At 69.4% G+C, this 11,769-nt stretch carries 7 protein-coding genes; 5 read left to right on the top strand and 2 right to left on the bottom strand.

Annotation, left to right across the window (positions count from 1 at the left end):
* Positions 1–21 precede the first annotated feature (21 nt).
* From ACZ7OH_RS27500 to ACZ7OH_RS27490, 3 genes are all read left to right on the top strand, one after another.
* Positions 22–522 carry an Lrp/AsnC family transcriptional regulator gene (locus ACZ7OH_RS27500; RefSeq protein WP_470283481.1) on the top strand — a complete coding sequence of 167 codons (501 nt, stop codon included), beginning with the start codon at positions 22–24 and terminating at the stop codon, positions 520–522.
* A gap of 93 nt (positions 523–615) precedes the next feature.
* Positions 616–873 carry a hypothetical protein gene (locus ACZ7OH_RS27495; protein ID WP_470283424.1) on the top strand — a complete coding sequence of 86 codons (258 nt, stop codon included), beginning with the start codon at positions 616–618 and terminating at the stop codon, positions 871–873.
* A gap of 40 nt (positions 874–913) precedes the next feature.
* Entirely contained in the window at positions 914–1,486 is a 573-nt protein-coding gene (locus tag ACZ7OH_RS27490) for a GNAT family N-acetyltransferase (protein ID WP_470283423.1), read from the top strand.
* 46 nt (positions 1,487–1,532) lie between these two features.
* On the opposite strand, the gene ACZ7OH_RS27485 is transcribed toward ACZ7OH_RS27490, so the two are convergent.
* Positions 1,533–4,244 carry a GH92 family glycosyl hydrolase gene (locus tag ACZ7OH_RS27485; protein ID WP_470283422.1) on the bottom strand — a complete coding sequence of 904 codons (2,712 nt, stop codon included), beginning with the start codon at positions 4,242–4,244 and terminating at the stop codon, positions 1,533–1,535.
* Positions 4,245–4,500: 256 nt separating this feature from the next.
* Positions 4,501–5,133 (bottom strand): YigZ family protein, encoded by a 633-nt coding sequence (locus tag ACZ7OH_RS27480; protein ID WP_470283421.1) that lies wholly within the window; start codon positions 5,131–5,133, stop codon positions 4,501–4,503.
* 564 nt (positions 5,134–5,697) lie between these two features.
* On the opposite strand from ACZ7OH_RS27480, the gene gltB reads away from it, so the two are divergent.
* On the top strand, positions 5,698–10,269 hold the full coding sequence (gltB, locus tag ACZ7OH_RS27475; protein ID WP_470283420.1) for a glutamate synthase large subunit: 4,572 nt from the start codon (positions 5,698–5,700) through the stop codon (positions 10,267–10,269).
* Positions 10,262–11,713, top strand: coding sequence for a glutamate synthase subunit beta (locus ACZ7OH_RS27470; protein WP_470283419.1), 1,452 nt, complete (start codon positions 10,262–10,264; stop codon positions 11,711–11,713). The genes gltB and ACZ7OH_RS27470 overlap by 8 nt, the downstream gene beginning before the upstream one ends.
* Positions 11,714–11,769: the final 56 nt, after the last annotated feature.

Below are 11,769 nucleotides of genomic sequence, written 5' to 3'. Positions count from 1 at the left end.
GGCGATGCGGAGGACCCGGTGCTGGACGAACTTGATTCGGCGATCGTGCGGCACCTGCAGGAGGACGCGCGGCAGACCAACCGGGACATCGCCCGGAAGGTCGGTATCGCGCCCTCGACGTGCCTCGAACGCATCCGGCTGCTCCGGGAGCGCGGTGTCATCCGCGGCTACCACGCCGACATCGACCTGGCGAGCCTCAACCGCGGCGTCCGGGCGCTCGTCGCGGCGCAGGTGCGGCCGCTGAGCCGGGCGGTCATCGACGAATTCCAGCGCTCGATCGCGGAATTGCCGGAGGTGCTCTCGGTGTACGTGACCGCGGGGAGTGACGATTTCCTGATCGAAGTGACGACGCCCGACATCGACGCGCTCCACGCGTTCCTCGCTGACCGGCTGGCGTTGCGCCGGGAGATCGTCGGCTTCCGCACGTCGATCGTTTTCCGCCACCTGCGCAAGACGACGATTGAACCACTCGACGCGGGGTATCCGGGAGTCACCCGACCAGCCGCGACACGCCACCCCTAAGTGTTTCCCCTAAATCCCCCGGTTCGCACCCTCGGAGGCGGAAAATGTCGGTGGTGAGTGGTCTCATGAGTCCGACGGGAAGGAGGCTCCGCCATGACAACGGAACTGAACCACCGTGAGCGGGCCACGTTGAGAGCCGTGGCCGGGGGCCACGCCGAGATCAGCTGCAGCTGCGAGCCCGACCTGTTCATCGACGGCCTGAGCTGCTGCGACCAGTCCACCGTGCACCGCCTCGCGCGGCTCGGCCTGATCGCACCCGCACACCCCGGCAAGTGCGGCGAGCGCGTGGCCGCCGTGCTCACCGAAGCCGGCTCGCTGGCGCTGGGCGAGGTCTTCGCCGCCGCCGCGTAATCGCGTTGCCACCCACTGGGGTTCCTGCCAGCATCACCCGATGCACGTATTCCTCGAAACCGAGCGGCTGATCTTCCGCCGGTTCACCGAGAACGACGCCGACGCACTCTTCGAGCTCTACGACGACCCGGCCGTGATGAAGTACCTCAATGGGGGCCGGCCGGCGGACCGCACCGAGATCGTCACTCTCGATCTCCCCGCGTTCCTCGGTTACTACGAGCGTTTCCCCGGTTACGGGTTCTGGGCGGCGATCGAGAAGAGCACCGGCGATTTCCTGGGGTGGTTCCATTTCCGCCCGCGCCCGCAGGACCCGCCCGACGAGCCGGAGCTGGGGTACCGGCTGCACCGGAAGGCGTGGGGCAAGGGCTACGGAACCGAAGGCTCGGCGGCCCTGCTCGCGAAGGGCTTCACCGAACTGGGGGTCACCCGCGTGACGGCGTGCACCATGACGGTGAACAAGCGGTCGCGCCGGGTGATGGAGAAACTGGGGATGACGTTCGTCCGCACGTACTTCGAGGAGTTCCCGGAGCACGAACGCGCTCCAGGCAGCGAACACGGCGAAGTCGAGTACGCCATCACCCGCGACGAGTGGTCTGCCGCGGCCGGATCGTGAGTGGGAAACAGGGTTGGAACGCTGTTTCCCACTCACGACCGATGGGTCAGCGGTAGACCTCGAACTCGTAGATCCGCGCCGCGCCGTCGCCGTTGTTGGTCGGCGTCGTGAGGTTGAGCTTCACGTACCGGGCCGACCGCGTCGTGATCGGGTGGTACGTGCGGCTGGCCCGCGACCCGCTCACCGACGCGACCGTCGTCCACGTGCTGCCGTCGGTCGACGTCTGGATCGTGAACGCGCCGGTGTTCCAGCCGGTCGTCTCACCGCCCAGGCCGGCGTGCTTGACCACGAACGACGACACGTTCTGCGCCGACCCGAGGTCGACCTGGAGGAACTTCGTCGCGGCGGTGCTGCAGAACTTGCTGTTGTTCGCCAGGCTGCCGTCGACGGCCTTGGCGGGAGTCTCGGCCGAGTTGCAGGTCGCCGAGCCCGTGGCCGCCTTGCCCTGGGCCAGGTTCGTGCCCAGCTCCGGCGCGGCGGCCGGCGGCGTGAACCCGTCGTTGTACGACGGCGGGACGTCGGCGGTGCTCGTGCCCCACGCACTGGGCGACGAGCCCATCGTGTAGTTCAGCGTCGACGCGCCCGCGATGTCGCCGTAGCGGATCCACGACTTGGTGGTCGCGGTCCCGTTGACGCTCAGGCTCTGGACGTACTGCGAGCCCTGACCCGCGCCGGAACCGGTGATCTGGATCGTCCCGCTCGGCCGGACGATCGAGGCGGACGGGAACAGCGGGCCGTGCAGGGCCAGGACGTCCGCGCCCGGCGTCGCCGGGTACATCCCCAGCGCGGCGAAGACGTACCACGCCGACGTCGCGCCGAGGTCGTCGTTGCCCGGCAGGCCGCCCGGGCCGGTGGTGAACGACTCGGTCATCACGCGCCGCACCGCCGAGCTGGCGCCCTGCGGGTGGGCCGCGTAGTTGTACGCCCACGGCACGCCGTGCTCGGGCTCGTTGCCGATGTAGAAGTACGGCTGGGTGAGGCCGCCGTTGAGCTGGGTGAAGTGGTGGTCCAGCCGCTGGACGGCGGTCTGGCGGCCGCCCATCAGGTTGATCAGGCCCTGGTAGTTGTAGGGCACCATCCACGTGTACTGCGACGGGTTGCCCTCGGTGTAGCCGCTGTTGCTCGACGGCACGACCGGCCACGCCCAGGTCCCGTCGCTGCCGCGCGGCTGGATGTAGCCCGAGTCGGTGCCGAACACGTTCTGCCACCACTGGGCGCGCTGCATGTAGGTGGTGTACTTCGTCGTGTCGCCCACGGCTTTCGCGAACTGCGCCACCGCGAAGTCCGACGCCGAGTACTCGAGCGAGTCGGACGGGTCTTCGTAGATGTAGTGCCGGCTGAGGTAGCCGCTTTCGCGGCCGCGGATCGCCTGGCCCTGCGCGGTGCCACCGTTCGAGCTCTTGTCCATGAGGGCCAACGCCGCCGCGGTGTCGAAGCCGCGGACCCCGAAGGCGTACATGCTGCCCACGATGATCGGCCCGGGGTCACCGGTCATCACGAAGTGCTCGTTGCTGTTGTGCGACCACTTGGGCAGCAGCCCGCCCTGCTGGCCGTCGAGCACCATCGACTTCGCGATGTCGCTCGCTTCGTTCGGGGCGACCAGCCCGATCAACGCGGACCACGACCGGTAGATGTCCCAGCCGGAGTAGTTCTGGTAGACGGTGTGCGACGCGGTGTGGACCGCCTGGTCGAACCCGCGGTACTGACCGTTGGTGTCGCTGGCGATGTTCGGGTTCTGGAAGACGTGGTACAGCGCCGTGTAGAACTTCTGCAGGTCCGCGGTCGCGCCGCCGGTCACCTGGACGCGGTTGAGGACGCCGTTCCAGCTCGAGTCGGCCGCGCCGCGGATCCCGGCGAAGTCGAAGCCGGGGTTTTCGGCGGCGAGGTTCGCCTGCGCGTTGGCCTGGCTCACGAACGAAATGCCGACCTTCGCCTGCACCGTCGTATTGCTCGAGGTGTCGAAGGTGACGTAGCCGCCGGAGTTCGTGCCGCTGGTGCTCGCGGACCCGGCGGTCACCGTGCCGCCGAGCCAGGTGCCGAACCCGCTGGGCGCGCGGTCGAACTGGATCACGTAGAAGATCTGGTAGGTCTTCGAGGAACCGCAGAAACCGCCGCCGGTCACCGATCCGGTGAGCTGGCTGCCGTTGATGGCGATCGACCCGTTGCGGCTGCCGGTGGCGCTGCGGCTGGTGTTGACGAGCAGCCGCGCGGTCGTCGTGTTGGGGTAGGTCAGCTTCATGAAGCCGGACCGCTTGGTCGCGGAAAGTTCGACGCTCGTGTTGTAGTTGTCGAGCTTGTTCTTGTAGTAACCGGGCGCGGCCGACTCGTTGGCCTTCGTGTAGCTGCCCGCGTACCCGGTCCAGCCGGTGCCCGGCGAAGTCCCGATCGCACCGGTGATCGGCAGCAGGCCGAGGTCTTCGTTGTTGGCGCAGCCGGCGCCGTTGAAGTGGGTGAGGCTGAACTCTTCGATGCTCGTGTCGCCGTAGCGGTACCCGGACGGCGACGCGGTCGGGGTGTCCGGGCTGAGCTGGACCATGCCGAACGGCACGACGGCACCGGGGTAGGTGCTGCCGCCGGCCCCGCCGGGAACGGGGTTCGGGGAGTTGCTGTTGTCCGTGCCGATGAAGGGGTTCACGTACTGCGTAAGGGCGAGCGTGTCCGCCGCGGCGTGGGTGGCGGGCAGCGCGACGAGCCCCGCTCCCCCGACGAACGCGGCGACCACGGCCGTGCGCAGCCGTCTGGCGAATGGTCCGGGCATGAACCTTTCCTCTCCTTGCCGCACGCGCTTTCCGCTGGGCGACAACGTTGTCGGGCGGGCGAAGCAGGTGGTGACAACGTTGTCAGCGCAGCTCGCGCGGCGGCGGCAACGTTCTGGTGATCGAGGTGGGGCCGGAACTGGCGTGGCACGACATGGTGCCACGGAAGAACCCTCGGGCGGAAGCGCCGAAAGTCCGTTGCGCGCCAAGCGGTTCCGCGACCGGACCACGCGGCCGCGGCGGACCACCCGGCCTGGCTCAGGAACCCCCGCTGACCCAGTGGTCGCCGAGCTCGGTCGTCGTCGCTTCGCCGTTCGTCAGGTCCGCCAGCCACCCCTCGAAGGCCGGCCCCTCCCCCGGCGCCAGGCCGACCTCGAACCGGGCCAGCTCGTCGAAGCGGGTCGCGCGCACCAAGTACGGCGACGCGCGCAGGTCGTTCTCCAGCCGGCCCGCGCGGTCGTAACCCACCGCCACTTCCACCAGCCTGAGACGCCGGTGTTCTAGTACACCAACCACTTCCAGTGCGTCCGAAACGGACTGACCGTACGCGCGGATCAGCCCGCCCGCCCCCAGCAGCACTCCGCCGAAGTAGCGCGTGACGACCGCGACCGTGTCGGTCAGCTCACGCCGCCGCAACACCTCCAGCATCGGCGTGCCCGCGGTGCCGGCCGGTTCACCGTCGTCACTGGACCGCCGGGTTCGCCCGTCAGCGCCCAAAACGAACGCGTGGCAGTGGTGCCGCGCGCCCGGATCGGCCCGACGGCGGGCCGCGATGAACTCGCGCGCGGCCTCCTCCGACGTCACCGGGGCGACCGCGCAGAGGAACCGGGAGCGCTTGATCTCGAGCTCGTGGACGCCGGAGCGAGCCACGGAGAGATAACGATCAGTCATCGGACGAGTCCGCCATGCAGCCAGCTTCCCACCCCGGCACGGCACCGCAGCAGGTACCTCAGACCACTTGAGACAGACGTTTCCGCAGGTCAGAGGCAATACTGACCGTTCTTCGGGAGCAACAGCCCGGCATATGGGACTACCCTGGGTCCCGTCAACGCAACCGTGGCATTTCCCACCCGGGCGCAACGACGTATGTCGATAACAGCGAATTCACACTATCGTCATAAGACCCGGCGAACCCGGGAGTAACACCGCGCGCTCCGACTGGCCCCCACCACAGTGGCCGGTCTGTGCGCGCACGCAGCACCCGACATGTTCGGCTGCCCAGTGTTGTGCGGCCTCCCGGATGACCCGCGGCCGGTTTCCGAGCATCGCCGCTCGGCCGGTACCCCGCGGCATCCTGCACTGCCGACGTCCACGACGCCGGCACCACCAACGCCGACAACAGCAACTGTTCTCGACTGACCATCGCGGTACCGGACCACTTCGTTAACCGGTTCAGCTCGAACCACTCGATGAGGTGACTACCGGTCGCGCCAACGCCTTGGGAGGCGGCCAGCCGTGACCCACCGTGCCCGTTCCCTGCCCCGCGCGGGGCAGGAGCTCAGCAACGCCGAGGCCGAAGGCCTCTACCGGAGCGACTACGAACACGACGCCTGCGGTGTCGCCTTCGTCGCCGACCTGACCGGCCGCCGAGATCATGCGATCGTCGCCAAGGCCCTGGTCGCGTTGCGCAACCTGGAACACCGCGGGGCGCGGGGCGCCGAACCGGACACCGGCGACGGCGCCGGGCTGCTGATCCAGATCCCGGACGAGTTCTACCGGGAGGTCGTGGACTTCGAGCTCCCCGAGCCCGGCACCTACGCCGTCGGCACGGCTTTTCTGCCGCAGGACGAAAAGCGCCGCGGCCGGGCCATGACGACCATCGAGCGCATCGCCGCCGAGGAGGACATGCGCGTCCTCGGCTGGCGCGAGCTGCCGGTGCACACCGAGCACTGCGGGCCGACCGCGGCCGAGACCATGCCGCACTTCACGCAGCTGTTCCTCACCGCGCGCCGCCCGAAGCCGGAGCATTCGGACCCGCTGCACATCGAGCGCAGCGCGTTCTGCGTCCGCAAGCGCGTGGAGCATGAACTCGTCGAAGACGACGTCTACTTCCCGTCGCTGTCCTCGCGGACGATCGTCTACAAAGGAATGCTCACCGAGCCGCAGGTCGAGCGCTTCTTCGCCGACCTCACCGACGAGCGCGTCACCAGCGCCATCGGCCTGGTGCACTCCCGCTTCTCCACCAACACCTTCCCGTCGTGGCCGCTCGCGCACCCGTACCGCTACGTCGCGCACAACGGCGAGATCAACACCCTGCGGGGCAACCGCAACTGGATGGACGCCCGCGAAGCCCTTCTCGAGACCGACCTCGTCCCGGGCGACCTCAAGCGGATCTACCCGGTGATCACGCGCGGCGCCAGCGACTCGGCGAGCTTCGACGAGGTCCTGGAACTGCTGCACCTCGGCGGCCGTTCGCTGCCCCACGCGGTGCTCATGATGATCCCGGAGGCCTGGGAGAACCACCAGGAGATGGACCCGGCGCGACGCGCCTTCTACGAGTTCCACTCGACGTTGATGGAACCGTGGGACGGCCCGGCGCTCGTCGCGTTCACCGACGGCAGCCAGATCGGCGCGGTGCTCGACCGCAACGGCCTGCGCCCCGGCCGCTACTGGGTGACCGACGACGGTCTCGTCGTGCTCGCCTCCGAGGTCGGCGTGCTCGACATCGACCCGGCGACGATCGTCCGGAAGGGACGCCTCGAGCCCGGACGGATGTTCCTCGTCGACACCGCCGAGGGCCGGATCATCGAGGACGAGGAGATCAAGACCGAGCTGGCCACCGCGCACCCGTACGACGAGTGGGTCGAGGCCGGCCTCCTGCACCTGGAGGACCTGCCCGAGCGCGACCGCGAAGTGCCGCTGCACGCCGCGCTCGTCCGCCGCCAGCAGGCGTTCGGCTACACCGAGGAAGAGCTCGAAGCCATCCTCGAGCCGATGGCCCGCACCGGCGCGGAGCCGATCGGCTCGATGGGCAACGACTCGCCGATCGCGACGCTGTCCAGCCGGCCACGGCTGATCTTCGACTACTTCATCCAGCTCTTCGCCCAGGTGACGAACCCGCCGCTGGACGCCATCCGCGAGGAGCTCGTCACCGCGCTCGGCACGCAGATCGGCGCCGAGCCGAACCTGCTGACCGGCAACGCCGCCAGCTGCCGCCGGATCGTGCTGCCGTTCCCGGTGCTCGACAACGACCAGCTCGCCAAGCTGGTGCACGTCAACGACGACGGCGACCTGCCCGAGTTCCAGGCCGTCACCGTCCTGGGCCGCTACAACGTCCACGGCGGCGGCGAGGCGCTGGTCAAGCGGCTCGACGAGATCCGCGCCGAGGTGTCCGAGGCGATCGAGGACGGCGCGCGGCTGATCGTGCTGTCCGACCGCGGGGTCGACGAGGACCACGCACCGATCCCCTCGCTGCTGCTGACCGGCGCGGTGCACCACCACCTCGTCCGCGAGAAGACGCGCACGCAGGTCGGCCTCATCGTCGAGGCCGGCGACGCGCGCGAGGTGCACCACATCGCGCTGCTCATCGGCTACGGCGTCGCCGCGGTGAACCCCTACCTGGCGATGGCGACCGTCGAGGAGATGGCCCACCAGGGCCTGATCCCGGGCGTCACGCCGAAGGAAGCGACGTACAACCTGATCAAGGCGCTCGGCAAGGGCGTGCGGAAGACGATGTCCAAGATGGGCGTCTCGACCGTCGCGTCCTACACCGGCGCGCAGATCTTCGAGGCGATCGGGCTCGGCGAAGAGGTCATCGACAACTGCTTCACCGGCACGACGTCCCGCCTCGGCGGGGTCGGCTTCGAAACCCTCGCCGACGAGGTCGCGAAGCGGCACGAGTACGCGTTCCCGGCCGACGGCTTCCGCGCGGCCCACCGCGAGCTGGAGACCGGCGCGGACTACCAGTGGCGCCGCGAAGGCGAGCCGCACCTGTTCAACCCGCAGACCGTGTTCAAGCTCCAGCACTCCACGCGGTCGGGGAAGTACGAGATCTTCAAGGAGTACACGAAGGCCGTCGACGACCAGGCCGAGAAGCTGCTGACGCTGCGCGGGCTGTTCGACTTCAAGTACGGCAAGCGCGCGCCGGTGCCGATCGAGGAGGTCGAGCCGGTCTCGGAGATCGTCAAGCGGTTCGCCACCGGCGCCATCTCCTACGGCTCGATCTCGATGGAGATGCACCAGACGCTCGCCATCGCGATGAACCGCCTCGGCGGCAAGTCGAACACCGGCGAGGGCGGCGAAGACGCGGAGCGGCTCTACGACCCTGAGCGCCGGTCCGCGGTCAAGCAGGTCGCGTCCGGCCGCTTCGGCGTCACGAGCGAGTACCTCGTCAACGCTGACGACATCCAGATCAAGATGGCGCAGGGCGCGAAGCCCGGCGAGGGCGGGCAGCTGCCCGGCGCGAAGGTGTACCCGTGGATCGCGAAGACGCGGTTCTCGACGCCGGGCGTCGGCCTGATCTCGCCGCCGCCGCACCACGACATCTACTCGATCGAGGACCTCGCCCAGCTGATCCACGACCTCAAGAACGCCAACCCGAACGCGCGCATCCACGTGAAGCTCGTGTCCGAGGTCGGCGTCGGCACGGTCGCGGCGGGCGTGTCCAAGGCGCACGCCGACGTCGTGCTCATCTCGGGCCACGACGGCGGGACGGGCGCGTCGCCGCTGTCGTCCATCAAGCACGCGGGCGGCCCGTGGGAGCTGGGCCTGGCCGAGACACAGCAGACGCTGCTGGCCAACCGGCTGCGCGACCGGATCGTCGTGCAGACCGACGGCCAGCTCAAGACCGGCCGGGACGTCGTCGTCGCGGCGCTGCTGGGCGCCGAGGAGTTCGGCTTCGCGACCGCGCCGCTGGTGGTGTCGGGCTGCATCATGATGCGCGTCTGCCACCTCGACACGTGCCCGGTGGGCGTCGCGACGCAGAACCCGAAGCTGCGCGAGAAGTTCAGCGGCAAGGCCGAGTACGTCGTCAACTTCTTCGAGTTCATCGCCCAGGAAGTGCGCGAGTACCTGGCGGAGCTGGGCTTCCGGTCGATCGCCGAGGCGGTCGGGCACGCCGAGTTCCTCGACAAGCGCAAGGCGATCGACCACTGGAAGGCGGCCGGGCTGGACCTGTCGCCGATCTTCCACGTGCCCGAGATGGCCCCGGCCGGCCTGCGGCTGCAGCAGACGCTGCAGGACCACGGCCTGGAGAAGGCCCTGGACAACACGCTGATCCAGCTGGCCGAGGGCGCGTTGAACTCCGGGGACAAGGTGCGGCTGGAACTGCCGGTCCGCAACGTCAACCGAACCGTCGGCACCATGCTCGGCTCGGAGCTGACCAAGCGGTGGGGCGGCGAAGGCCTGCCCGACGACACCATCGACGTCACCTTCACCGGGACCGCGGGCCAGTCGTTCGGCGCGTTCGTGCCGAAGGGCATCACGCTGCGGCTCTACGGCGACGGCAACGACTACGTCGGCAAGGGCCTCTCCGGCGGCCGGCTGATCGTGCGCCCGCCGAAGGAGGCGCGGATCGCCGCCGAGGACCACATCATCGCCGGCAACGTCATCGCCTACGGCGCCACGAGCGGTGAGATCTTCATCCGCGGCAAGGTCGGCGAGCGGTTCTGCGTGCGCAACTCGGGCGCGCTGGCCGTCGTCGAAGGCGTCGGCGACCACGGCGGCGAGTACATGACCGGCGGCCGGATGGTCGTGCTCGGCCCGATCGGGCGCAACTTCGCGGCCGGCATGTCCGGCGGCATCGCCTACGTGCTCGACCTGCCCGCGCACCGCGTCAACCCGGAGATGGTCGACCTCGACCCGCTCGACTCCGAGGACGCGGACTTCCTGCGCGAGACGCTGGAAAAGCACTACGACGAAACGGAGTCCGCCGTCGCGCGGGAGCTGCTGGCCGACTGGGACGCGGGTGTCGACCGCTTCGGGAAGGTCATGCCGAAGGACTACAAGCGCGTGCTCGCGGCCCAGGTCCAGGCCGAACGGGACGGGCGCGACGTGAACGAGGCGATCATGGAGGCCGCACATGGCTGACCCCAAGGGCTTTCTGACCACCACCCGCGAAGAGCCGAAGCGCCGTCCGGTCGACCTGCGGCTGATGGACTGGCGAGAGGTCTACGAAGACTTCGCCACGACGAAGCTGCAGAAGCAGGCCGGCCGGTGCATGGACTGCGGGATCCCGTTCTGCCACCAGGGCTGCCCGCTCGGGAACCTCATCCCCGAGTGGAACACGCTGACCTGGCGCGAGGACTGGCAGCAGGCGATCGAACGGCTGCACGCGACGAACAACTTCCCGGAGTTCACCGGCACGCTGTGCCCGGCGCCGTGCGAAACCGCGTGCGTGCTCGGCATCAACGACGACCCGGTGACGATCAAGCGCGTCGAGATCTCCATCGTCGACCGCGCCTTCGACGAGGGCTGGGTGACGCCGCAGCCGCCCACCACGAAGACCGGGAAGAGGGTCGCGGTCGTGGGCTCCGGCCCGTCGGGACTCGCCGCGGCGCAGCAGCTCACGCGCGCGGGCCACAGCGTCGTGGTCCTCGAGCGGGCCGACAAGATCGGCGGGCTGCTGCGCTACGGCATCCCCGAGTTCAAGATGGAGAAGTCCCGCCTCGACCGGCGCCTGGCGCAGATGGAGGCCGAGGGCACGGAGTTCCGGACGTCGGTGAACGTCGGCGTCGACGTCACCGCTGCGGAGCTGACTGCTTCGTACGACGCCGTGGTGCTCGCCGGCGGGGCCACCGACTGGCGCGACCTGCCGATCCCCGGCCGCGAGTTCGACGGCATCCACCAGGCCATGGAGTTCCTGCCGCCGGCCAACCGGGTCGCTTCGGGCGAGCTTGACGAGTCGCCGTACTCCGCCGCGGGCCTGGACGTCGTCGTCATCGGCGGCGGCGACACCGGCGCGGACTGCGTCGGGACGTCGCACCGCCAGGGCGCTCGTTCGGTGACGCAGCTGGAGATCATGCCGAAGCCGCCGGAGTCGCGTTCGGACGCCCACCCGTGGCCGACGTACCCGATGATCTACCGGGTGTCCTCGGCGCATGAAGAGGGCGGCGAGCGGCTCTACGCGGTGAACACGCAGGAGTTCCTGGGTGACGCGGACGGCCGCGTGCGGGCGCTGAAGCTGGTCGAGGTCCGCAACGAGGGCGGCAAGTTCGTCCCGGTGGAAGGCTCCGAGCGCGAGCTGCCCGCGCAGCTCGTCCTGCTGGCCATGGGCTTCCTCGGGCCGCAGAAGAAGGGCCTGATCGAGGACCTCGGCGTCGAGCTGGACGCGCGCGGCAACGTCGCCCGCGACAAGGCGTTCAAGACGAGCCTGGACAACGTGTTCGTGGCCGGTGACATGGGCCGCGGCCAGTCCCTGATCGTGTGGGCGATCGCGGAGGGCCGCAGTGCCGCGGCCGGCGTGGACGCCTACCTGACCGGGCGGGACGTCCTGCCCGCCCCGATCGCGCCGACGGACCGGCCGATCGCGTAAGACCCGGCGCCGGCGGGGGTGTCACTGTCGCCACCTCCGCCGGCGCTGTCCCACTT

This window comes from Amycolatopsis sp. NPDC114478 (assembly GCF_055633805.1).
This window is presented reverse-complemented; position numbering and strand designations above follow the sequence as displayed.